Origin of the sequence: Streptomyces hamibioticus (assembly GCF_047946815.1) — a bacterium.
Classification (GTDB): Bacteria; Actinomycetota; Actinomycetes; order Streptomycetales; family Streptomycetaceae; genus Streptomyces.
In genome coordinates this window covers 2367414-2388422 of the sequence record NZ_JBKKQY010000001.1, presented here as the reverse complement: position 1 = coordinate 2388422, position 21009 = coordinate 2367414, and the positions used below count along the sequence as shown (strand labels likewise).

Genomic DNA, 21009 nt, shown 5'->3' with positions numbered 1-21009 from the left:
GTAAGCCCGTCAATCCCCTGGACGAGACTTGTTGACCGCGCGTGCGGCCCGTGTGAGCCTGCGGAACATGCCGAGCTCTGACCTCTACGCCACGGATCCGGATGATTCCCACTGGCAGGTGCCCGCCTCCGGCGCGGCCCGCTTCAGCTGGGAGTACGACGCCGGCCGCGACCGTCTGCTCGCCCTCTACCAGAAGGGCAAGGACAAGCAGTGGGACGGGCAGACGCGCATCGACTGGGACATCGAGGTCGACCCGCACGACCCGCTCGGCACGCCGGAGGAGGCGATGTCCCTCTACGGCACCAAGTACTGGGACAAGCTCACCGACAAGGACAAGGGCGAGCTGCGCCGGCACTACGCCTCCTGGCAGTTCAGCCAGTTCCTGCACGGCGAACAGGGCGCGATGGTGTGCGCGGCCCGGATCGTGGAGTCCGCCCCCGACCTGGACGCCAAGTTCTACTCGGCGACCCAGGTGATGGACGAGGCCCGGCACGCCGAGATCTACGGCCGCTTCCTGCACGAGAAGATCGGCCTGCTGTACCCGGTCAACGACAACCTCCAGTCACTGCTGGGGGACACCCTCCGGGACAGCCGCTGGGACATGCCCTACCTCGGCATGCAGGTGCTGATCGAGGGCCTCGCCCTGGCGGCCTTCGGCATGATCAGGGACACGACGAAGAAGCCGTTGCCGAAGCAGATCCTGGCGTACGTCATGCAGGACGAGGCCCGGCACGTCGCCTTCGGCCGGATGGCGCTCAGGGACTACTACAAGCAGCTCTCCGACGCCGAACTGCGCGAACGCGAGGAGTTCGTCATCGAGGGCTGCTACCTCATGCGCGACCGGCTGCGCGGGGTCGAGGTCATGGAGAACTTCGGCATCCCGCGCGCCGAGGCGGAGCAGATCACCCAGCGCTCCCAGTACCTCGCCCTGTTCCGCAAGCTGCTCTTCAGCCGCATCGTCCCCTGCGTCAAGGACATCGGCCTGTGGGGCGAGCGGCTCCAGAAGGCCTACGTCGACATGGGCGTCTTCGACCTCGGCGACTCCAGCCTGGACCTGCTGATGACCCAGGACGAGGAGATCGCCGAAAAGCTGGACGCCGAGCGCTTCGCGGCGGAGGAGAAGGAGCGGGTGGCGGAGGTGACGCAGGCGATCGAGGCGGGTCGACGCGAAGCGGACTGATCACCCGGTCGTCGGGCGAACCGGCATATTCACCCGGGTGCGCTGACCGTGCCAGGCAGACTCCGGCACATGGGAGCGATCATGAGCGCCGCACGCGAGTACGGGCTGGACGACGACTGGCGCGTCGAGGAGAACGAGGGCCTTCCGGTCGTCTACGTCTATGAACTCGACCCCGCCACCCAGGTCTACGCCCTGACCGGCATCTTCCACAACCGCCTCAAGCTCACCGTCCCCTTCCCGGTCGACATCGACCTCACCGCCATCGACCGCCGCCGCTGACCCGGCCGCCGTCCGGCCACGTCTCACCGGCCGAGCACCGCCTCCATCACCCCTCGCGCGACCGGCGCCGCCAGCCCGCCGCCGGTGATGTCCGCCCGGTCGGCCGCCGCGTCCTCCACCACCACCGCGACCGCCACCTCGGGCATCGGCTCCCCCCTGCTCTGCGCCCAGGAGACGAACCAGGCGTACGGCATCCCGGAGTTGCCCACGCCGTGCTGGGCCGTGCCGGTCTTGCCGCCGACCACGGCGCCGGGGATCGCGGCCTTCGCGCCGGTGCCGTTGGAGACCACGTCCGTCATCAGCTCCTTCAGCCGGGCCGCCGTCGACGGGAGCATCGCCTGCCGCACGGGCCGGGACCCGGCCGCCGCCACCGTGCTGCCGCCCGCCCGGGTGGTCCGCTCCACCAGGTACGGCGTCCGCACCTGCCCCCCGCCCGCCACGGCCGCCGCGACCATCGCCATCTGCAGCGGGGTGGCCCGCGTGTTGTACTGCCCGATCGAGGACAGCGCGAGCTGCGCCTTGTCCACCGAGGTGTCGAAGGTGGAGCGGGACACCGCGAACGGGATGCGCAGACCGCCGTCGTTGAAACCGAACGCCCGCGCCGTGGCCGCCATGTCCTCGACCCCCACGTCCACGCCGAGCTTGGCGAACACCGTGTTGCAGGACCACTCGAACGCCTCCCGCAGCGAGGCGTCCTCGCACCCGTCGGAGGCGTTGGTCAGCCGCGTCCGGGTGCCGGGCAGCGGGTACGGATCGGGGGAGTCGGTCCGCGCGTCCACGTCCCGGACCACTCCCGAGTCCAGCGCCGCCGCGGCGGTGACCACCTTGAACGTCGACCCCGGCGGATAGGCCCGCCGTACCGCCCGGTTGAGCATCGGCTTGTCCGGGTCCTCGTTCAGCTGCTGCCAGATCCGGTTGGCGGCCGTGCCGTTCCCGGACAGCTCCCCGGGGTCGTACGACGGTGTGGACACCAGCGCCAGGATCCGCCCGGTCGACGGCTCGACCGCGGCCACCGCGCCCTTGCGCCGGCCCAGCCCCTCGTAGGCCGCCCGCTGCGCCGCCGGGTCGATCGTGGTCACCACGTCGCCGCCGGGGTTGCGGGCGCGCGTGACGTCGTTCCACAGCGGCAGCGGCGCGAGCATCGGGTCGGAGCCGGACAGCACCCCGTCCTCGATGTGCTCCAGCAGCGTCGTCCCGTACTCCTGCGAGGCGAAGCCGGTGATCGGCGCGTACATCGGCCCGTCCTGGTACGTCCGTTCGAAACGCAGATGCTCCCCGGTGTCCCGGGAACCGGTGACCGGCTCTCCGCCGACCAGGATGTCGCCGCGCGGCTGCTGGTAACGGGCGATGTCCGGACGCCGGTTGGCGGGGTTGGCGTCGTACTCGGGGGCGCGGACCAGCTGCACGCGTGCGGCGTTCACGATCAGCGCGACGAGCAGCAGCAGGGAGAAGAGCCCGGCGTGCCGGATGTTCCGGGTCACGAGGCCGTCGCCTGTCTGCGCGCCGAGTCGCTGACCCGGATCAGCAGGGCCACGATCGCCCAGTTGGTGACCACCGAGGAGCCGCCCTGCGCCAGGAACGGCATCGCCATGCCGGTCAGCGGGATCAGGCCGGTCACCCCGCCCGCGATCACGAACACCTGCAGCGCCACGATCGAGGCGAGCCCGACCGCGAGCAGCCGCCCGAAGGGGTCGCGCAGCACGAGGCCCGCCCGGTAGCCGCGTTCCACCAGCAGGGCGTACAGCAGGAAGATGGCGGTCAGCCCGGCGAAGCCCAGCTCCTCTCCGGCGGTGGCCAGGATGAAGTCCGACTTGGTGGCGAAGCCGATGAGGACCGAGTGGCCGAGACCGAGTCCGGTGCCGGTCATGCCGCCCGCCGCGAACGCGAACAGCGACTGGGCCAGCTGGTTCGGGCCCCGGCCCGCCTCGATCGTCGCGAACGGGTGCAGCCAGTCCTCCACCCGGGAGTGCACGTGCGGCTCCAGCCAGCCCACGGCGACCGCGCCCAGGGCGGCCAGCAGCAGGCCGACGGCGATCCATCCGGTGCGGCCGGTGGCGACGTACAGCATGACCACGAACAGGCCGAAGAACAGCAGCGAGGTGCCCAGGTCCCGCTCCAGGATCAGGACACCGACGCTGACCAGCCACACGGCGACGATCGGACCGAGCACCCGGCCGGTGGGCAGCTGCAGCCGCCACACCCGGCGGCCGGCGTACGCCAGCGCGCTGCGGTTGGCGGCCAGGTACGCGGCGAAGAACACCGCCAGCAGCACCTTGGCGAACTCGCCCGGCTGGATGGAGAACCCGGCGATCCGGATCCAGATGCGGGCGCCGTTCACGGCCGGGAACAGGATCGGCAGCGTGAGCAGGACCAGCGCGATGACCACGCAGACGTAGGTGTAGCGCTGGAGGAAGCGATGGTCGCGCAGGATCAGGACCACCCCGATGAACAGCGCGATGCCCAGCGTCGACCACACCAGCTGGGTCGGGGCGGCCCGGTCGCCGGGCGTCTCCAGGTCCAGCCGGTAGATCAGCACCAGGCCGAGGCCGTTGAGCAGCACGCCGATCGGCAGCAGCAGGGGATCGGCGTACGGGGCGCGCAGCCGCACCGCGAGATGCGCGAGCAGCGCCAGCACGCCGAGCCCGGCGCCGTAACCGGCGGCGCCGGGCGGGACCGTGCCGTGCTGGGCCAGGCCCACGTTGCAGTAGCCGAACACCGAGAGCAGGACGGCCACGACGATCAGGGCCAGCTCGACGCCACGGCGCCGGGGCAGGCGGGCCACGGGGGCGGGGGCGTCCGCCGCGGCCACGGTGAATCCGGTTCCGGCCTTCGTCATGTCCGGAACTTACCCAATTGGTGCGTTGTGTGAGTCTTCGGCATCAGCACCAGCGCGGCGCGGGGCCGATGTTGTCGATGTAACGGGCGGCGCCCCATGCCCAGGTGCCGTCCGTGAGCAGGTACCAGAGCGGATTGCCCTTCACCTTCTGTCCCGGAGTCTTGCAGTAGATGTGCACCACCTCGCCCCGGTGGGCGTAGCGGATGACCTGGGAGCCGCGGTTCGGCGCGCTGCGCAGGGCGAGGGTGCGGGCGGTGACGACGCCCTTGTACTGCCCCTGGTCGTGCCGGCCGTCGCCGCCGGCCCCGTCGCCGCCGCGGCCGCCACCGAAGCCGCCTGCGCCGAAGGAACCGTCGCCGCCGCCGAAGCTGCTGACGCCCGGGTCGTCGCCCCAGTCGTCGCTCGCGGCGGCCGGGGTGACGGCGGCCGCACCGGCGAGCGCGCCGGCGGCGGCAGCTATGGCGACGCGGCGGGTGAAGGAGGAGCGCAGGGACATGGGATTACCTCCATGGGGGGCGAAGAAGTCAAAGGTGACTGATCGCCACATTAGGAGCGCTCCCGGACCCACGCCCGTCGCACTGCGCCATCGGGGCGGGACCCCACGCCTTGCTTCGCCCCGCCGCCCCCGGACCCCCGCTCCTCGAACGCCGGAGGGGCTGACTGACCAGCCCGTCCGACGCTTGAGGACGAGGCCGTTCAGGCCGAAGCGGGGGTCCGGGGACGGCAGCTCCCAGGGGACGGGACGGGTAGGGGCGGCGGGGGCGAGAGAAGCCCGTCTGTCCGACGCGTCAGGACCGCCGCGGCAGCGTCAGCGTGGCCACCGCCCCGCCATCCGGCGCATTGCCGAACTCCAGCCGCGCACCGAGCACCTCCGCCTGGCCCAGCGCGATCGTCAGCCCGAGCCCGTGCCCCTTCGAACCGCTCTCCGTGCGGAACCGCTGCGGCCCGTGCGCGAGGAGGTACTCCGGATAGCCGTCCCCGTGGTCCCGCACGGTGACCCGCGGCCCGTCCACGGTCAGCACCACCGGCGCCCGCCCGTGCCGGTGCGCGTTGCCGACCAGATTGCCCAGCACCCGTTCCAGCCGCCGCCGGTCGGTCTCCACCCGGGCGTCCCGGACGACGTCCACGCGCGTGTCGGTGCCGGAGGCCCGCACCACCCGCCGGGCCAGCGCGCCCAGCTCCTCGCTGTCCGCCTCCAGCCGCTCCCGCCCGGCGTCCAGGCGGGAGATCTCCAGCAGGTCCTCGGTGAGCGTGCGCAGCGCGGCGACCCGGTCCCGGACCAGCTCCGTCGGCCGGCCCGGTGGCAGCAGCTCGGCCGCCGCGTGCAGGCCGGTCAGCGGGGTGCGCAGCTCGTGCGCCACGTCCGCGGTGAACCGCTGCTCGGCCTCCAGCTTGCCCTGGAGCGAGCCCGCCATGGAGTCCAGCGCGGCGGCGACCGCGGCCACCTCGTCCTGCGGACGCGCCGCGTCCCGCGTCCGTGGGTCGTCCACGCGCGCGTCCAGGTCGCCGGCGCTGATCCGCCGGGCCACCCGGGCGGTGGTGTGCAGCCGTCCGGTCACCCGGGTCACCGCGAACGCACCCACCAGCAGCGTCACCCCGATGGCCAGCGCGGACGACCAGACGATCGCCCGGTCCAGGCCGTCGATGGTGCGCTTGCTCTGCGAGTAGTCCACCTCGACCGCGAGGGCCCGGCTGCCGTCGGCGGGCCCGGCCGCCCACATCGTGGGCCGCCCGGAGTGGTCGGCGACCATCGTCGCCCGCTGCCCGTCCAGCGCCCGTGCCCGCAGGGGCGGGGGCAGACCCGGCGGGTCGATCCCGGCCCACGGGGCGAGCGTGTCCCCGGCCTCGTACGCCTTCGTCGCCTCCGTCAGCCGCGACAGGGCGCGGTCCCGGGCCTGGTCGGCCGTCTGGCGGGTCACCGAGACGTGCACCAGCACGCCCAGCAGCGCGGCGAGGGCGCAGCACATGACGGTGATGAAGACGGCGGCCTTCACGGCCAGCGTGCCGGCCCACCGGGGCATGGCGAGCCTCATCGACGGCTCGCCGAGGGCGAGGGCGACGACGACGGTGAGGGCGGCGCCGAGGGGTGCCCGGCGCGCTCGCGGTCGTCGGTGCGCAGCATCTCGTCGTGGGTGAGGAGCATCGCGCGCTCGTCGGCGTCCCAGGTCCACTGCAACCGGTATTCGTAGCCCGCGACCTCGGACGGCGAGCGGATGATCACCGACCGCCCGGTCAGCTCCACCCCGCTGACGGCGTCGTTGTTCGACATCACCTGCACGAGGCGGTGATCGATGACGGTGTAGACGCGCACGGCCGTCTGGTTGGTGGGCGGCAGCCGGAAGCCCAGCGTCAGGTCGGCGCGCCCGTCACCGGTCAGATCCCGGTAGTACGGCTTGAGCAGCGGGCACCGGTCGCGGTCGCCGTCGGGGCCGCAGTCGTCCATCCGCCGGGCCGTCTCCCGGTACGGCGCCTCGGCCCCGGAGTAGTCGTCCGGATGCGCCGCGATCTCGGCGCGTACGACCGCCGCCGGAGCGACCTCGCGGATGTCGTCGCCCGGCACTGTGACGCCCTTGACGGCCTCGGTCTCGGCCTCGTCGAAATCCCACGCCGGGCTGGACGCCGCCGGCAGGTCGGGCCACAACCGGGCCGGACTGATCGCGGTCGGCGTCGCCCCCGCGTCGCGCAGTTCGCCGGCGTCGTCGCAGCCGGCCGCGGACGCCCAGAGCAGGGCGACGGCGGCGGTGCGCCGGACGGCGCGCCTGCGACGGCTGGGGGGCACGGCACTCCTGCGGTTCGCTGGTCGGGGCCCGTACACCCTATTCGTACGGAAGTCCTTTTTGTGAAAACGGGTCCGTGTGCCCGGGCAGAGGCGCACGGGCGGCCGCCGCCGGCTACTCGGCCAGCTCCTCCAGCAGCCGGACGGTCGGCAGTCCGGCCCGCAGATACTCCACGAACAGGTCGTTGTGCAGCGCCCACGGCGAGCGGCGGGCCCGGATCAGCCGGACCGCATCCTCGGCCGTGCCGCCCCGGCGGATCAGCGCGTGGGCGACGACCAGACCCGAACGGTTGTACCCGTGGTAACAGCGGACGAGGACCCTGCGGCCCTCGTCCAGCGCCTGGCACGTGGCCTCCGCGAGCCGGAACACCCCCGCCAGCTGGGTCCCGTCCAGCGGCCCGTCGGGGATCGGCCAGACGTGGTGCTCCACATCCGGCACCGGCCCGTGGCCGGGCAGCCGCAGCAGGGACTGGACGAGATCGAACTCGTCCCGCACCACCACGCGCTCCACCTGCCCCGACGGCCTGCGGACCTCGTGCCCGCCCATCCAGAGCCGGGGCACGATCTCACTCCACGGACTGTCCGGAGCCGGCACGTCCGACTGTCTTCCGCGGGTACGCAACGGCGCCCTCCCGTCGTCCCGTCCCAACCCTGTCAAAGGTAGCCGGGTTCTTGCCCCGGGAGCACCCCGCCTGTTCCCATGGTCTGGGGTGATGGTGCATGAGCGGACTGCGCGTCATACCGACCTGGCGGCACGGCGGGGAGCGGCTGTACGTCTGCCACGCCGACGGCGGGAACATCGCCTGGTACGACCGGGAGAGCGCCCGGGTCAACCTGCTCAGGGACGACCGCAGGGACGACGTACTGGACGCGCTGGGACCCTTCCTCACCGGCCCCGTGACCGTGGGCCCGCCCCCGGCCCCCACCCCTGCGGAGCTGGCCCGGCTGTCCCTCCACCCGGACGACGACCTGGCCCCCAACCGGCCCGGCGAGGCACTCCTGATCGCCCTGGACCGCGATCCCGGCCCGGCGCACCGCCTCCGCCCCGACCCGCGCCGCCGGGCGCTCACCGCCGAGCAGGCGGTGGGGCAGGCCCTGGACCGGCTCGACGGCGCGGGCTGGCACACCCTGCACTCGATCCCGCTGCCGGGCGGCGACCGCGTCCACCACCTGGTGATCGGGCCCGGCGGCCTGTTCGCCGTCCACGCGCTCCACGCCCGCAAGGCCCGCGTCCGGATCACCGACCCGCTGGTCGCACTGGGCCGCCGCGAGCCGCAGCCGCTGCTGCGCCGGGTCCGCGCCGACGCCGACCGGGCCTGCCACGCCCTGACCGCTGAGGTCCACCCCGTGCTGGCCCTGGTCGGCCCGGCGGCCGTCACCGTCACGGCCCCGCCGCGCCGGGTCCGCGTCCTCACCGACGGCGAGCTGGGCGGCCTGGCCCGCTTGGGCGGCGTCCTGAAACCGGCGGATGTGGAGGCGCTGCACGCGATGGCCCGCGACAGGAGGGCCTGGACACGACTCTGACGGCCGCCGGCGGCCCGTCCCGCGTCCGGGGACGAGCCCGTCCGGGCCGCGGCGGGGTCCGGGGGCGGCAGCCCCGGGCTACGGGAGCCGCCCGGCAGCCCCCCGGTCGAACAGCGGCGCCAGCAGATCCCCGTAGTCCTGGACCCGCGGTCCGAGATCCCCCGCACGGAAGACCAGCCGTCCGGGCGACCCGCACTCGGCCACCTCCTCCCAGGTCACCGGCGCCGACACGGCAGGCTCCGCCCGGGCCCGCAGCGTGTAGGGCGTGGCCGTCGTCTTGCGGGCCGCGTTCTGGCTCCAGTCGACGAACACCTTCCCCGGCCTGAGACTCCGCGTCATCCGGTGCACCACCAGTCGCGGCATGACCCGCTCCGCCTCCACCGCCAGCCCCTTCGCGTACTCCGTGACCCGCTCGGACGACGACCCGCGCACCGCGGCCAGCAGATGCAGCCCCTTCGCGCCGGACGTCTTGGCGTACGCCTCGATCCCGTCCGCCGCCAGCCGCTCGCGCAGCCAGAGGGCCACCTCGCAGCAGTGCACGACGGTGGCGGGCGGCCCCGGGTCGAGGTCGAACACCAGCCGGTCGGCCTCGCCGGGGTCGGCGGCGACCCACTGGTGGGTGTGGAACTCGGTCACCAGGTTGGCCGCCCACATCAGGCTGGGCAGATCCTGCACCAGCACCATCCGGGCCGGCCCCTCCGACCTCGGCACCTCGGCCGTGGTGACCCAGTCGGGCGTACCCGGCGGCACGTTCTTGGTGAAGAACACCTGGCCGTCCGGCCCGTCCGGATACCGCAGGAAGGACACCGGCCGGTCCCGCAGGTGGGGCAGCAGGACGTCGGCGATCGTCGCGTAGTAGTGCAGGACCTCGGCCTTGGTGAAACCGGTCGCGGGATACAGCACCTTCTCCAGGTTGCTGAGGGCCACCCGCCGCCCCTCCACCTCCGTGATAGGCGCCATACGATGAGAATCCCACGAAACTCGCGAATCACACGGAACCGCGACAACCGTGATGAACTGCCCGACCGACCGGAAAGGTGCTGCACGTGCGATCCATCTGGAACGGCGCCATCTCGTTCGGCCTGGTCAGCATCCCGATCAAACTGGTGAACGCGACCGAGAGCCACTCGATCTCCTTCCGCCAGATCCACACGGAGGACGGCGGCCGGATCCGCTACCGCAAGGTCTGCGAGCTGGAGGACCGCGAGGTCACCCAGGCGGAGATCGGCAAGGGCTACGAGGACGCCGACGGCACGATCGTCCCGATCACCGACGAGGACCTGGCCCACCTGCCGATCCCGACCGCGCGGACGATCGAGATCGTGGCCTTCGTCCCGGCGGACCGCATCGACCCGCTCCAGATGGGCTCCGCCTACTACCTCGCCGCGAGCGGGGCGCCCGCCGCCAAGCCGTACACGCTGCTGCGCGAGGCCCTCAAGCGCAGCAACCGGGTCGCCATCGCCAAGTTCGCGCTGCGCGGCCGGGAGCGGCTGGGCATGCTGCGGGTGGTGGACGACGCGATCGCGATGCACGGGCTGCTGTGGCCGGACGAGGTCCGCGCCCCCGAGGGCGTCGCCCCCGACACCAACGTCACCGTCCGCGACCAGGAGCTGGACCTCGCCGACGCCCTGATGGACACCCTCGGCGAGATCGACCTCGACGACCTGCACGACGAGTACCGCGAGGCGCTGGAGGAGGTCATCGCCGCCAAGGCGGCCGGCGAGGCCCCGCCGGAGACGCCCGAGCCGGCGGCTCCGGGGAAGGTGCTGGACCTGATGGCGGCGCTGGAGAACAGCGTCCGCGCGGCGCGGGAGTCGCGCGGCGAGGAACCGGCTCGGGCCGAGGTCCGGACCCTGCCGCAGCGCAAGGCCTCCCGCGCCGCCCCCAAGCAGCCGTCCGGGAAGAAGTCGACGTCCACGGCGAAGAAGACGGCGGCAGCCGGGAAGACCGCCTCCGGGACGAAGAAGTCGACGGCGAAGTCGGGGGAGTCCGCGAAGAAGACGACCGCCAAGAAGACCGCGGGCTCCGCCAGGAAGACGCCCGCCAAGACGCCCGCCAAGACCCCGGCCAAATCCTCGGCCAAATCCTCGGCCGAGACCCCGGCCGAGACCCCGGCCGAGACCCCGGCCAAGACCCCGGCCAAGAAGACGGCGTCCCGCAGACGCAGCGCGTGACGGGCCTTCAGCCGGGCCGCCGGTCCCGGGCCCGGGCCCGGAAGATGACCAGCCCCACCGCGCTGAACCCGGCCGCCCAGGCCGACCCCAGGGCGAGGTGCCCCCACAGCGCCGAGTCCGCGAAGGCGCCGCCGACCGCGAACTGCATCGGCCCGAAGGACGGGAACCACTGCAGAACGGGCTCGTTGGCCAGCGGATTGCCCAGCGGGTTCTGCAGGAAGGTGTCCATCAGCCCGCCCATGATGATCAGGAAGAACCCCTCCAGGTCCCGCTTGACCAGCACGCCGAGCAGCAGCCCGAGGGCTCCGTAGGTGAGCGCGATGACCGCGAACCCGGCGAGCACGGCGAACCAGCCGCCCGCCGACGGGCGCCAGAATGCCAGCACCGCCAGCGCGGTGTACAGGGCGATCGCGCCGGCCACCAGGGCCACGGCGAGGGTCTTGGCGCCGATGAGGGTGGACTGCCGGTAGCCGGCGAAGACCAGCCGCCGGTCGAAGGCGAGCGCCTTGCGCACGGCGTCGAAGACCACGAACCCGGCGATCATCGTCACGGAGTTGAGCCCGGCCGAGACGAGCGTGAGGTGACCGCCGTCGACGTGCAGCACCTCGCCGGTCGAGTACAGCTTGAAGTCCAGCGTCTCGCCCGCCGCCAGGGCCTCCATCAGCAGGTACCAGGCGGGCACGAACAGCAGGAGCAGCAGCCCGGCGAGCCGGTTGCGGGTCTGGTCGCGCACCGAGAACCGCAGGGCGGTGGGGAACTGGCCGTACAGCGGGCGGGGTGCGGAGGTGTCAGGCGTGGACACGCCGCTGCTCCTCTCCTGCGGTCGTGCGTGCGGTGAGCCGGCCCTCGCTCAGGTCGGCCAGGACGTCGAAGCGGTCCGGCTCGAAGACGAGGTGCGTGATGACCACGACGGCCTTGCGGCGGGCGCGCAGATCCTCCACCAGGTCCCAGAAACGCAGATACGTCTCCCAGTCGAAGCCCTGGTACGGCTCGTCGAGGAGCAGGACGTCCGGGTCGTGGAGGAGGGCGAGGGTGAGGTTCAGCTTCTGCCGGGTCCCGCCGGACAGCTCCCCGGCGACCGTCCGGGCGTAGCGCTGGTAACCGAGCCGGTCCATCAGTTCCCGGCCGCGGTCGAGGTCGGGCAGGCGGTGGGCGGCGGCGAAGTAGTCCAGGTGCTGCTCCACGGTCAGGCTCGACCCCAGCACCGGGTCCTGCGGGCAGTAGCCGAGCGCCCCGGACAGGGTCACCTCGCCGCGGTCCAGGGGCAGGGTGCCGGCCAGTGCCTTGAGCAGGGTGGGCTTGCCGGCGCCGTTCTCCCCGACGACGCCGACCAGCTGCCCGGGGGCGACGGTGAGGCCGGCGCCGCGCAGCACGCGGTGCCTGCCGTAGGACTTGTGCAGGTCGCGGGCGCTGAGCACGGGCGACGAGGGAGAAGGGGACGCGGGGGGTGTCGGGGGTGCGGGCGGTGCTGATCCGGTCGGCATGCGAAGTCTCCCTGGCCTTCCTGGACGCGCCCTGCTCGGACGCCTCTCGGTTACGGGGATGCGTTGAGTCCGCCGGCGTAGATGCTGAGCAGCTCCGGGGCCCAGCGCGCCATGCCGTCGGCCGACAGCGGGTCGGTGCCCAGCACCTCGCCGATGCGGTCGCGCAGCAGGACCAGGGCCAGGTCGTTGGCGAGCAGCACGGCCGCGCGCACCTCGGGGTCCCGGCCCGGCACGGCCTGCCCGGCCGCCACCAGCTCCGCCAGCGCCGCCCGGCTCAGGTCGAACAGGCGGCGGAACAGCTGCCGCCCCGCGTCCGTGCCGGACAGCAGCAGCCGGCGCAGATAGCCGGACAGCGGTGAGTCGGGCGGGAGGTGGCGGGTGAACACCGCGCTCAGCGAGGCCGGTCCGGCGCCCGGGTCGAGCAGCTCCGTGCCGCCCTCGCCGGTCAGCTCGCCCAGCATCGCCTCGAAGACCGCGAGGACGTGCCCGTCGACCTCCTGGCGCAGCCCGTCCTTCGAGCCGAAGTGGTGCACCACGAGCCCCGGCGAGACACCCGCGGCCGCGGCGATCTGCCGTACCGTCACCGACTCCGGTCCGTGCTCGGCGAACAGGCTCAGCGCCTCGTCGCGGATGAGGGCCTGGGTGGTCAGGTCCTTCCGGTCCTCGTGCTTCCGGCCTTCGTGCTTCCGGCCCTCGGGGGTTGAACGCATGTACAGCGTGCTAAACGCTTGTTCAGCCCATCGTCCAGGGGGAGGGGCCGGACGAGGCGTACGGAGAGACGTAGGGGGAGTCGTACGGCGAGGTGTGCGGGCCGGGGCCGGCGGACTCCGGGCCCCCGGTCGCCCGTGCCGGGTCCGGCGACGGCGAGGCGGCGGTGGGGACCCCGGCAGGGGCCTCCTCCACCCGCTCCACGGTGGTGCCCTCGGGGACGACCGCGGGGGTGCCCGTGCCGGTGGACAGCTGGGACCACGCCGTCAGGGCGAGGGCGACGGCCGCCGCCGTGGCGACCACCCGGCCCACCCGCCGGAACCGGGCACGGCCGTCCAGCTCGCGCCAGGACGGGCCCGTCCACGGGTCCTCCGGCTGCCACAGTTCACCGACGGGGGTCGCGCCGCCGTGGCCGTCGCCCACCGCTTCTTCGCGTTCTTCGCGCGGACGCCCCGGACGCCCCGGATGCTCGGGATGCCCCGGACGCTTCGGACGTACGGCGGGCTCGGGCTCCCCGTCCGCCAGTCGCTCCCGCGCGGCGGGTTCCCGTGGCGCGGAGGCCCGTATGGCGCGCTCACTGTCCGTGAGGAACTTCAGCCAGACGTCATCGGGGACGGACGGCGTGCCGTCCGGCTCCTCCGGCGTCGTACCGCCGGGTCCGGAAGCGCTCACGTTCCCTTCCTCTCGCGGGAGGGGGCCCGCCGGCGGCCGGCGCACCGTCCTGTGCCGCATCACCGTACCGGTGTCACTCCTGGGCGCCGAACGGTACTCGGTCGCAGGCGGGCCCCCACTCGATCATTGCACAGCGCAAAATGAGACCACCAGTGACTCGGGGGCGACCGCGGTCAGGTCCGCCGGCGGCCGGTGGCGGCGTCGAGCCCGACGAAGGGGATGGAGCGTCCCGCCTCGCGGAACGACGCCTCGCCGTCGTCGACGTCGAACCCCATGAAGGAGCACAGACGGCGGGCCGTCCCCGGGTGCCGCCGAGCGTAGTCGGCCATGATCGAGGCTCCCTCGTCGGGTGACAGGAAGTGCGCGGTGACGGCGTGGTGGCGGTTGCCGAACTGGATGACGGTCTTGGGCTGCCGGCGCAGATTGCGGTACCAGTCCGCCTCGGGGCCGAAACCGGAGGCGACGGTCCAGCTCGGTGTGTCCGGGTCGTGGGCCACCACTTCCAGCACCACCCGGCGGTCGAGGCCGGAGACCCGGCCGGTGTGGTGCAGCAACAGCAGCCGTTTGCCGAGCAGCGGCCCGAGTCCCGCGCGGAAGAGGAGGATCGGCAGCCGTGCGACGAGGCGCCGCAGGCCGGTGGGGATCCGGGGGCGGCGGGAGGTGGTGTCGGTGCGCGCCATGGTGGCCTTTCCAGGGTCGGGGGCCTTGGCGGCCAACCTTTGCACAGTCGAAAGGTCCACGGGAGGGCCCGATGGGCCCCTTTGCACCACTGTGGTCACGGACGGGGTGGTGACCCGGCTGCGACCCGACTGCGACCGGGCGGTGACCCGGCTGCGGCCGGGCGGTGACCCGGCTGCGGCCGGGCGGTGACCCGGCTGCGGCCGGGCGGTGACCCGGCTGCGGCCGGGCGGTGACCCGGCTGCGGCCGGGCGGTGACCCGGCTGCGGCCGGGCGGTGACCCGGCGGCGACCGGGGTGCGACCAGGCTGCAGCCGGGTGGCGACCGGGAGGGGCGGCGGGAGCCCGCGCCCGGGGAGACGTGCGGTGGACGCGGTAGAAAGGACCCATGCCGGAGCACGAGATCCCCGACGGGGCCATGGACGATGTCGAGGCGGTCACCCGTGCGGTGCTGACCGCCTCCCGGCTGCTCGTGGCGATCTCGGCCCGGTCGCTCGCCGCGGTCGAGGAGCGGGTGACCCTGCCGCAGTTCCGGATGCTGGTCGTGCTGTCCACCCGGGGCGCCACCAAGCTGGTCACACTCGCCGAGCAGCTCCAGGTCGCGCCCTCGACGGCGATGCGCATGGTCGACCGGCTGATCGCGGCCGGGCTCGCCGACCGGCAGACCAACCCCGACAACCGCCGTGAGACCCTGCTGCGCCTCACCGACGAGGGCCGCAGCACCGTCGAGAACGTCACCGCCCACCGCCGTGCCGACATCGCGGCCGTCGTCGCCCGGCTCGCGCCGGCCCAGCGGGCGGCCCTCGTCGAGGCGCTCACCGCCTTCAGCGAGGCCGGCGGCGAGCCGCTCGCCCCGGTGCCGGACGACCCCGGGGCGCACCCGCTGGGCTGGCCGGCCGCCACGGTCCCCCCGGAGGCGTGAGGCCGCCCCCTCGAAGTCCCGCCGCGCTGCCTCCGGCGCCCCGGCGAACCGTCCCACGCCCCCGGGGTCAGCCCACCGACGCCGACGGGGATGCCGAGGGCGACACCGAGGGGGGCTCCGGTGCCGACGGTGCCGACGGTGCCGACGGGGGCGGGGACGAGGTGGCCGACGGAAGCGGCGGCGTGGGGCCGCCGGTGTTCACGTCCAGGTCCGGGCGCGGGGTGAGGACGACCATCGGCTCGCCCGGCTGGGGCGGCGGCGGGGTGACGAAGTCGCGCCGGTTCTTGGCCGGGGCGGTCTGCATGAAGGAGACCTCGTCGTAGTCGACCAGTCCGGTCTTCTCCAGCACCGTGATGTGGTCCAGGACGGTGTCGTTGGCCAGGTCGGCCAGCTGACGCACCAGGGTGTTCTTGGTGCTGGCCCGGATGTTGGCGATGGCCGGGAAGATCTGCCCGTGCGTCACGCGCATGATCGTGACCGCGGTGACGTCGAACTCCTTGCCGCTCTTGGACTTCACCGTGTCCACGAACTCCCGCTGCTGCGGGCTGGCCTTGTTCGGCAGCGTGATCCCGAGCTTCGGTGCGATGCCGCGGCAGGCCGCGTCCAGCCCGGCGTGCCCGACGATCAGATGCTCGCCGGCCTCCTTCATCTCCTTCGTCGTACCGCGCGCCATGGCCAGTTCGCCCAGGGGGTACTCCCACAGCCCGGCGGCCCGGACCTTGACCACGAAGTCACGGTCCGCCTCGGTCAGCGGTCCCCAGCGGGTGGCGGCGACGACCCGTTCCTGATCCCCGGGTTTGTCCTCCAGCCCGACCATCGCCGGGAAGGCCAGGGCGGTCAGGGTCAGGCTCATCACACCGAACAGGACGAGCGCGCCGATCCTGTTGCGGGACATGGGCATGGTGCCTCCATGGGCGACGCGAGCGGTTCTACCCCAGGAGGTACGGACGCGGAGGGCGGATCAATCACCGCCCGCGCGGATTCGTGCCCGACATCATGACCGACTACGTGCCCGACCACATGCCGGACTTCGTGCTCGACTTCATGCCCGGCTCATGACTGGCCCACATGCACCCACACCGCCTCGGACGGCACGCCCCTGCGGTCGGAGGCGACGACCATGTACCAGCCGGGCGGGACGAGGGCCCGGTCGTCCGGGACCCGGACGGTGAGCGAGCCGTCGGCGCGCCGGGTGATGTCCATGGCGACCGACCGCTGGTCGAAGTCGGTGACATGGGTGGCCGACCCGGGCCGCATCAGGCGTACCCGGCCGATGCGCCCGGCGTCGTCGGAGCGGAGGGTGACCTCGTCGCCGTGGGCCACCTCGGGCCGCCCGGGGCGGGTCAGGGAGGGGCGGTCGCCCTGGTGCAGATAGGGCGGGGAGAAGACCTCGACGCGCTGCTCGAAGTGGCCCGGCTTGGAGTTGGCCCGGTCCGAGAAGAGCGGGTCGGAGCCGAAGACGGCGACCCGGCCGTCCGGCAGCAGCAGGGCCTCGGTGTGGTAGTTGCGCCCGACGGTGGGGTCGGCGGCCCGGCTGAAGGTGTTCGATTCCGGGTGGTAGATCTGCGACTTGAGGATGTCGCTGGCGCCCTTGCCGCGGTAGTCGCGGCTGCCGCCGGTGGTGAACACCGTGTCGTCCGGCAGGATCACGCTGTTCAGGTACCGGGTGTTCTCCGGCAGCCGGGGCCCCGGCTCGAACCGGGGCCGGTCGTCGTCGAGGTCGACCACGGCGGTCCGCGAGGTGGCCGCGCGGGACTCGCCGACGCCTCCGCCGCCGAGCACCATCACCTTGTGCTCCTGCGCCGGCGGCAGCAGCACGGACGACGACGTCTCCAGGATGTCGGGGTCCTTCAGCCCGCCGACCGGCGTGAAGGTGTTGTCCGCCAGGTCCCACAGACCGGGCTCGCGGCCCTTGTCGGCGGGACCGTAACCGGCGTTGGACCCGGAGTAGAAGATCTTCCCCTTGTCCATCAGGAAGAAGGAGGGATACGTGGGGAAGTACCGCGTCGGCGCCGCGGACCACCTCTTCGTCCTCGGATCGTAGATCTCGTTCTTCCCGGGCACGACCTGCCCGATGTCGTCCAGCCCGGAGACGGCGAGCACCCGCCCGTCGGTGAGCGTGGTCAGCGTCGGGTACCAGCGCGCCTCCTTCATCGAGTCGACCTTGGTGTACTTCTCCGTCACCGGGTCGAACTCGTAGGCGTACTTGATGCCCTGGAAGTCCTTCTTGTCGAGCCCGAGCTTGTTGGCGATGCCGTAGAAGTTGTCGGCGTCCTTGCCCTTCAGGCCCTCGATCGCGTACTGCTCGGTGGTGTTGGTGATGCCCAGCGGCCCCTCCTCGACCGCCTCGACGAAGACCCGCGCCTCGCTGGCGGTGACCTCGACCTCGCCGCCCTCCCCGGTGGGGGTCTTCTTCGCGGCCGGCACCCGCACCTCGAACTGCGACCGGTACTCGACCCCCGACGGCGACCGGAAGACGGTTCCCTTCGGGAAGGTACGAGCCTGGTCGGGGTCCTCGTTCTTGACCAGCATGGCGCCGCCGGCCCGCTTGACGTCCCCCTTGAGCACCTCGTAGCGGGCGGTGCCCCCGGCGAACAGCACCTTGCCGTCGGGAAGCTGGGCATGGCCGCCGCAGAACAGATCGGCCGGGGTGTCGATCTTCTTGAAGGTGTCCTCGGCCGGGTCCCACAGCGTGCTCCTGAAGACTCCTCCGTCGAACAGCTCCACGTCGTTCCCGGAACCGGCGACGAGCAGCACCTTGCCGGTGTGCAGCAGCACCGCGTGGATGGCGTTGAGCTGGTACTTCTGCGGCAGTGAGGCAAGCGACCAGTGCCCGTACCGCGCCTTGTACTCGGGCCGGCTGATCTCCCACCGGTGATAGGCGTCGTGGGCGAACCCGCTGACCGCCGGGGCGTTCACCGCCGCGAGCGCGAGGATCGCCGCCGCCCCGAACCAGGTCTTCCGGCGGCCGAGACGCGCGGAGATCCGGGACGACGGCTGGTTCGGCGACTGAGGCTGCGGCGGTTGCTCCGGCTGCTCCGGCGGCATGTGCTGCATGGGCTGCCTCCACGGCGGGCGGGTCGACGGTCGGACGGACGGACGGACGTATCGACGACTACCTCGCGGGGGCGGGCGGCCGGGGGCGACACACTCGTTTGCACGGTGCAAAATGGCCCGTTTCGCGCAAGGCGCGCACGGCGGCGGCCGGGTCGCAGAACCGGGCCGGCCGCCTCGGGAGCCGAAGATCCAGTAAACCTGCACAGCGTTCACCGGCGGGTCATACGAAAACTGAACGGTAATCACGACCGTGCCGGAATAAGGCGTTCTGTGCGCGGAGGTGTCTCTCCCGTGAAACGACGGCAAGCGTCGCGCGTGCAGCGAACCAGCGGTTCACGTGAAGGATCCGGCGTATCAGGTCACCACGCCGTCACACCTGTGAAGTCGCTGTTCGCGCCGGGTCCCGGCGGAGCCTCGGACGGCTGGCCGCCCCTTTCCCGGCATGCTTTGATCCTCCGCGTGGTGCGGGTCGCCGGGACGAATTCCCCATTCGGGAGCCGGGCGAACACCGCCATTTCCATGTATCCATTCCGAAGGGAACAGCGCATGATGAACCTCCCCTCCCAGATCGAAGCGGCCGAGATCTCCGACGCCGACCTGGACACCGTCTCCGGCGGCCTCGCGGCCGGCGGCGCCGGCGGCCTCTTCGTGGAGTCGTCGACGGCGGGCGTGTGCGCGGACCTCGCGACCGACGCTTCCACCGAGGGCTTCGCGGCCGGAACGGGCGTCCACGCCACCGCCCTGTGACCACAGGCGAACCCGCCATGGCCCCCTGATCACCCGATCCGGGGGCCATGGCGGTCCTTCACGCGTCACTCGTCGCCTTCCCCGGCCCGGAAGGCACGGGGGCCAGGGCGGGCGGGTGCGCTCGCTCAGAGCGCTGGGTTCACGGTGTCCTCGGTCGGGAGTTGCCGTGCGCGGTGCCGAAGGGATTGTCGATGACATACCGCCAACGGCCGTCCGGACCCCGCCGGGCGATGTCGGTGGCAGTGCCCTCGACGTGCACGGCCTGTCCCTCCAGGTCGGTCCCGCTGATGACCCAGTCGACTATCAGCAGCGCCAGGTCTCCGCTGCGGTACACATGCCGCGGGCGCACCGAGATGGGAACTCCGAGCTTCTGCAGGCGGCCGTTCGCGGCGTGCAGGTCCAGGCCGGCCGCCGGTGTTCCCGGCTGCGGGACCAGCACTGCCGCGTCCTCGTAGACCTGCGCCAACGCGGCGGCGTCGCCGCTGTTGAACCGCTCGGCGAACACCGCGGGCACCTCTTCGGGCCGATCGGCCAAGGTCCGCATGATCGACAGACGTCCTTCCGGGCCGGGAGTATGGAAGTGCTCCACACGTCAGAAGGCGATCTCGTGACTCACCGAACGGTTGGTCACCCGGCAGGACTCCCCGACGACCCGCGCGCGAACGTCACCGCCCCCACCCCCGAGTGCCCGGTGGAGATCACGCTGGCGGCACTGAACGGCCGCTGGACGACGCTGGTGGTTCGCGAACTTCTGCGCGGCGACCGCTCCTACAGCGAACTGCGTACGGCCCTGCCCATGCTGTCCGGCAAGGTGCTGTCCGACCGGTTGGCACGGCTCGCCGAGGCCGGAGTCGTCGAGCGCGACCGCCGCCCGGGCTGGCCGCCGCGGGTGCGCTACGCACTCACCCCGAGTGGACACCGCCTCGGCCCTGTCCTCCAGGCTCTGTGGGACTGGGGGGCGCATGCCGCACCACGAAACAGCAGGGCCGCGACCAGCCGTGCGACCAGCCCAGGTCACTGATCGGCGAGACGGGCCCGTCTCACCTGCGCCGACGCTCCAAGACCCCGTCCACAGCTCATCCACGGCCCCTGGCACACGGCCGCTCCGAGCCGCACACGCCCGCACAAAGGCGAAGACCCCGGCCTCAGCGTTTCCGCTGGTGACGGGGACTTTGGGCACCTTCCCGCGATGGAGAAATGTTCGGTTCATCCCAATTTTGGGCGTCAGACCTTGATGACGGTGGCGCGCGTTCCGCATAGGGCCGTGACATCTTCCGGGTCGGAGGTGAGCACGGTGACGGGCCCAGGGGCGGCAAGGGCGGTCGCGCTGAGCATGGCGTCGATGGCGTACTTGTGGCCGTGCAGGCCGGCGTCGGTGAGCAGGGCGGCGGCGTGGCGTGCGACTGCGTCGGTGACCGGCTCCACGATGAGGCGGGAGAGTGTCCACTCCAGGGCCGGGCGGTTGATGCGTGGGTGGACGACTTCCACCAGAGTGGCCGCTGACGTGATCACACGCAGGTCATCGGCGCGTGCCAGGGTGAGCCAGGCGGTGACTGTGCGGTCGCGCAGCACGGCCTTGGCCAGCCCCTCGCTGTCGAGTACCAGCGTGCCGCCCGGGGTGGCAGGGGTGGCAGGGGAGCCTGTCACGCCGCGCTCGCCTCATCGCCGGTCTGCTGTGCGCGTGCCTGGTGGAGCTGGTCGCGCAGGGCCTGCACCTCGTCATCAGTGATGGGGCCGTGCTGTGCCTCGGCGACCTGGATGAGTTCGTTGAGGTTGTCGCGCTCGATCTGGCGGGCGACGGCGGCGGCGACGTAGGCGGACAGACCGGAGGGGCCACTACGGGCGCGGGCGGCTTCGGCGATGTCCCGGGGCATAGTGATCGAGTACTTCTGGGTAGGCTCGCTCATGCTCTTCATGCTACCTCGGATGCTACCACTGGGTATCGAGCCGACCGCCGTTCACCTTGGCCAGAT

23 protein-coding genes and 1 pseudogene are annotated in these 21009 nt (G+C 72.5%); 7 read left to right on the top strand and 17 right to left on the bottom strand.

Translation table 11 applies throughout. The annotated features are described in order from the left end of the window. Positions 1–67: 67 nt before the first annotated feature. Complete coding sequence (locus tag ACLGIH_RS10550; protein ID WP_416524976.1) at positions 68–1180, top strand: ferritin-like domain-containing protein; 1113 nt, start codon at positions 68–70, stop codon at positions 1178–1180. A gap of 102 nt (positions 1181–1282) precedes the next feature. Beyond that, positions 1283–1459, top strand: a pseudogene (locus ACLGIH_RS10545) (Uma2 family endonuclease); the annotation flags it as partial. Positions 1460–1482: 23 nt separating this feature from the next. On the opposite strand, the gene ACLGIH_RS10540 reads toward ACLGIH_RS10545, so the two are convergent. The 6 genes from ACLGIH_RS10540 to ACLGIH_RS10515 all read right to left on the bottom strand — a co-directional run bounded on the left by ACLGIH_RS10540 (position 1483) and on the right by ACLGIH_RS10515 (position 7693). Further along, positions 1483–2940 carry a penicillin-binding transpeptidase domain-containing protein gene (locus ACLGIH_RS10540; RefSeq protein WP_416524975.1) on the bottom strand — a complete coding sequence of 486 codons (1458 nt, stop codon included), beginning with the start codon at positions 2938–2940 and terminating at the stop codon, positions 1483–1485. After that, entirely contained in the window at positions 2937–4295 is a 1359-nt protein-coding gene (locus ACLGIH_RS10535; protein WP_416524974.1) for an FtsW/RodA/SpoVE family cell cycle protein, read from the bottom strand. Before ACLGIH_RS10535 ends, ACLGIH_RS10540 begins: the two co-directional genes overlap by 4 nt. A 43-nt stretch (positions 4296–4338) precedes the next feature. Then, on the bottom strand, positions 4339–4791 hold the full coding sequence (locus tag ACLGIH_RS10530) for an SH3 domain-containing protein (RefSeq protein WP_416524973.1): 453 nt from the start codon (positions 4789–4791) through the stop codon (positions 4339–4341). A gap of 292 nt (positions 4792–5083) precedes the next feature. After that, complete coding sequence (locus ACLGIH_RS10525) at positions 5084–6328, bottom strand: ATP-binding protein (protein ID WP_416524972.1); 1245 nt, start codon at positions 6326–6328, stop codon at positions 5084–5086. Next, positions 6325–7074, bottom strand: coding sequence for a hypothetical protein (locus tag ACLGIH_RS10520; protein ID WP_416524971.1), 750 nt, complete (start codon positions 7072–7074; stop codon positions 6325–6327). Before ACLGIH_RS10520 ends, ACLGIH_RS10525 begins: the two co-directional genes overlap by 4 nt. Positions 7075–7186: 112 nt before the next feature. Next, on the bottom strand, positions 7187–7693 hold the full coding sequence (locus ACLGIH_RS10515) for a protein-tyrosine phosphatase family protein (protein ID WP_416524970.1): 507 nt from the start codon (positions 7691–7693) through the stop codon (positions 7187–7189). A 98-nt stretch (positions 7694–7791) separates the two neighbouring features. On the opposite strand from ACLGIH_RS10515, the gene ACLGIH_RS10510 reads away from it, so the two are divergent. Further along, positions 7792–8595 carry a nuclease-related domain-containing protein gene (locus ACLGIH_RS10510; protein WP_416524969.1) on the top strand — a complete coding sequence of 268 codons (804 nt, stop codon included), beginning with the start codon at positions 7792–7794 and terminating at the stop codon, positions 8593–8595. A gap of 78 nt (positions 8596–8673) precedes the next feature. Here the strand turns inward: ACLGIH_RS10510 and ligD are convergent, their stop codons facing one another. Next, positions 8674–9555, bottom strand: coding sequence for a non-homologous end-joining DNA ligase (gene ligD, locus ACLGIH_RS10505; protein WP_416524968.1), 882 nt, complete (start codon positions 9553–9555; stop codon positions 8674–8676). Positions 9556–9641: 86 nt separating this feature from the next. On the opposite strand from ligD, the gene ku reads away from it, so the two are divergent. Continuing rightward, on the top strand, positions 9642–10769 hold the full coding sequence (ku, locus tag ACLGIH_RS10500; RefSeq protein ID WP_416524967.1) for a non-homologous end joining protein Ku: 1128 nt from the start codon (positions 9642–9644) through the stop codon (positions 10767–10769). A gap of 7 nt (positions 10770–10776) precedes the next feature. Here the strand turns inward: ku and ACLGIH_RS10495 are convergent, their stop codons facing one another. From ACLGIH_RS10495 to ACLGIH_RS10475, 5 genes are all read right to left on the bottom strand, one after another. After that, positions 10777–11571: a hypothetical protein gene (locus ACLGIH_RS10495; RefSeq protein WP_416524966.1), complete on the bottom strand. Its 795-nt coding sequence runs from the start codon at positions 11569–11571 to the stop codon at positions 10777–10779. Next, complete coding sequence (locus tag ACLGIH_RS10490; protein WP_416524965.1) at positions 11558–12253, bottom strand: ABC transporter ATP-binding protein; 696 nt, start codon at positions 12251–12253, stop codon at positions 11558–11560. Before ACLGIH_RS10490 ends, ACLGIH_RS10495 begins: the two co-directional genes overlap by 14 nt. A 50-nt stretch (positions 12254–12303) precedes the next feature. Next, positions 12304–12963 (bottom strand): TetR/AcrR family transcriptional regulator, encoded by a 660-nt coding sequence (locus ACLGIH_RS10485; protein WP_416524964.1) that lies wholly within the window; start codon positions 12961–12963, stop codon positions 12304–12306. Positions 12964–12985: 22 nt separating this feature from the next. Next, positions 12986–13633: a hypothetical protein gene (locus tag ACLGIH_RS10480; RefSeq protein WP_416524963.1), complete on the bottom strand. Its 648-nt coding sequence runs from the start codon at positions 13631–13633 to the stop codon at positions 12986–12988. Positions 13634–13806: 173 nt separating this feature from the next. Then, the gene (locus ACLGIH_RS10475; RefSeq protein WP_416524962.1) at positions 13807–14313 is read right to left on the bottom strand and encodes a nitroreductase family deazaflavin-dependent oxidoreductase; all 507 of its coding nucleotides are present in this window, start codon (positions 14311–14313) and stop codon (positions 13807–13809) included. 385 nt (positions 14314–14698) lie between these two features. On the opposite strand from ACLGIH_RS10475, the gene ACLGIH_RS10470 reads away from it, so the two are divergent. Next, positions 14699–15232 carry a MarR family winged helix-turn-helix transcriptional regulator gene (locus ACLGIH_RS10470; protein ID WP_416524961.1) on the top strand — a complete coding sequence of 178 codons (534 nt, stop codon included), beginning with the start codon at positions 14699–14701 and terminating at the stop codon, positions 15230–15232. A gap of 67 nt (positions 15233–15299) precedes the next feature. Here ACLGIH_RS10470 and ACLGIH_RS10465 read toward each other — a convergent pair whose 3' ends face one another. Further along, positions 15300–16133 carry a DUF4142 domain-containing protein gene (locus tag ACLGIH_RS10465; RefSeq protein WP_416524960.1) on the bottom strand — a complete coding sequence of 278 codons (834 nt, stop codon included), beginning with the start codon at positions 16131–16133 and terminating at the stop codon, positions 15300–15302. Between the two features lie 152 nt (positions 16134–16285). Further along, complete coding sequence (gene glxA, locus ACLGIH_RS10460; RefSeq protein WP_416529335.1) at positions 16286–18280, bottom strand: radical copper oxidase GlxA; 1995 nt, start codon at positions 18278–18280, stop codon at positions 16286–16288. A gap of 555 nt (positions 18281–18835) precedes the next feature. On the opposite strand from glxA, the gene ACLGIH_RS10455 reads away from it, so the two are divergent. Beyond that, a complete protein-coding gene (locus tag ACLGIH_RS10455) occupies positions 18836–19036 on the top strand; it encodes a hypothetical protein (protein ID WP_416524959.1) in 201 nt (66 codons plus the stop codon). Between the two features lie 139 nt (positions 19037–19175). On the opposite strand, the gene ACLGIH_RS10450 is transcribed toward ACLGIH_RS10455, so the two are convergent. Then, complete coding sequence (locus ACLGIH_RS10450) at positions 19176–19580, bottom strand: YybH family protein (RefSeq protein ID WP_416524958.1); 405 nt, start codon at positions 19578–19580, stop codon at positions 19176–19178. A 63-nt stretch (positions 19581–19643) separates the two neighbouring features. Between ACLGIH_RS10450 and ACLGIH_RS10445 the strand changes: the two genes are divergently transcribed. Further along, positions 19644–20057, top strand: a complete 414-nt coding sequence (locus ACLGIH_RS10445; RefSeq protein ID WP_416524957.1) for a winged helix-turn-helix transcriptional regulator — start codon at positions 19644–19646, stop codon at positions 20055–20057. A 203-nt stretch (positions 20058–20260) separates the two neighbouring features. On the opposite strand, the gene ACLGIH_RS10440 is transcribed toward ACLGIH_RS10445, so the two are convergent. Next, the gene (locus tag ACLGIH_RS10440) at positions 20261–20683 is read right to left on the bottom strand and encodes a type II toxin-antitoxin system VapC family toxin (protein ID WP_416524956.1); all 423 of its coding nucleotides are present in this window, start codon (positions 20681–20683) and stop codon (positions 20261–20263) included. After that, the gene (locus ACLGIH_RS10435; RefSeq protein WP_416524955.1) at positions 20680–20943 is read right to left on the bottom strand and encodes a CopG family transcriptional regulator; all 264 of its coding nucleotides are present in this window, start codon (positions 20941–20943) and stop codon (positions 20680–20682) included. The genes ACLGIH_RS10440 and ACLGIH_RS10435 overlap by 4 nt, the downstream gene beginning before the upstream one ends. Positions 20944–21009: the final 66 nt, after the last annotated feature.

Excerpts from the sequence above, each read along its gene's own strand:
- ACLGIH_RS10550 (WP_416524976.1), top strand. The coding sequence starts at position 68 with ATGCCGAGCTCTGACCTCTACGCCACGGATCCGGATGATTCCCACTGG.
- ACLGIH_RS10535 (WP_416524974.1), bottom strand. The coding sequence starts at position 4,295 with ATGACGAAGGCCGGAACCGGATTCACCGTGGCCGCGGCGGACGCCCCC.
- ACLGIH_RS10530 (WP_416524973.1), bottom strand. The coding sequence starts at position 4,791 with ATGTCCCTGCGCTCCTCCTTCACCCGCCGCGTCGCCATAGCTGCCGCC.
- ACLGIH_RS10525 (WP_416524972.1), bottom strand. The coding sequence starts at position 6,328 with ATGAGGCTCGCCATGCCCCGGTGGGCCGGCACGCTGGCCGTGAAGGCC.
- ACLGIH_RS10510 (WP_416524969.1), top strand. The coding sequence starts at position 7,792 with ATGAGCGGACTGCGCGTCATACCGACCTGGCGGCACGGCGGGGAGCGG.
- ligD (WP_416524968.1), bottom strand. The coding sequence starts at position 9,555 with ATGGCGCCTATCACGGAGGTGGAGGGGCGGCGGGTGGCCCTCAGCAAC.
- ACLGIH_RS10490 (WP_416524965.1), bottom strand. The coding sequence starts at position 12,253 with ATGCCGACCGGATCAGCACCGCCCGCACCCCCGACACCCCCCGCGTCC.
- ACLGIH_RS10485 (WP_416524964.1), bottom strand. The coding sequence starts at position 12,963 with ATGCGTTCAACCCCCGAGGGCCGGAAGCACGAAGGCCGGAAGCACGAG.
- ACLGIH_RS10475 (WP_416524962.1), bottom strand. The coding sequence starts at position 14,313 with ATGGCGCGCACCGACACCACCTCCCGCCGCCCCCGGATCCCCACCGGC.
- ACLGIH_RS10470 (WP_416524961.1), top strand. The coding sequence starts at position 14,699 with ATGCCGGAGCACGAGATCCCCGACGGGGCCATGGACGATGTCGAGGCG.
- ACLGIH_RS10465 (WP_416524960.1), bottom strand. The coding sequence starts at position 16,133 with ATGCCCATGTCCCGCAACAGGATCGGCGCGCTCGTCCTGTTCGGTGTG.
- glxA (WP_416529335.1), bottom strand. The coding sequence starts at position 18,280 with ATGCCGCCGGAGCAGCCGGAGCAACCGCCGCAGCCTCAGTCGCCGAAC.
- ACLGIH_RS10455 (WP_416524959.1), top strand. The coding sequence starts at position 18,836 with ATGATGAACCTCCCCTCCCAGATCGAAGCGGCCGAGATCTCCGACGCC.
- ACLGIH_RS10450 (WP_416524958.1), bottom strand. The coding sequence starts at position 19,580 with ATGCGGACCTTGGCCGATCGGCCCGAAGAGGTGCCCGCGGTGTTCGCC.
- ACLGIH_RS10435 (WP_416524955.1), bottom strand. The coding sequence starts at position 20,943 with ATGAGCGAGCCTACCCAGAAGTACTCGATCACTATGCCCCGGGACATC.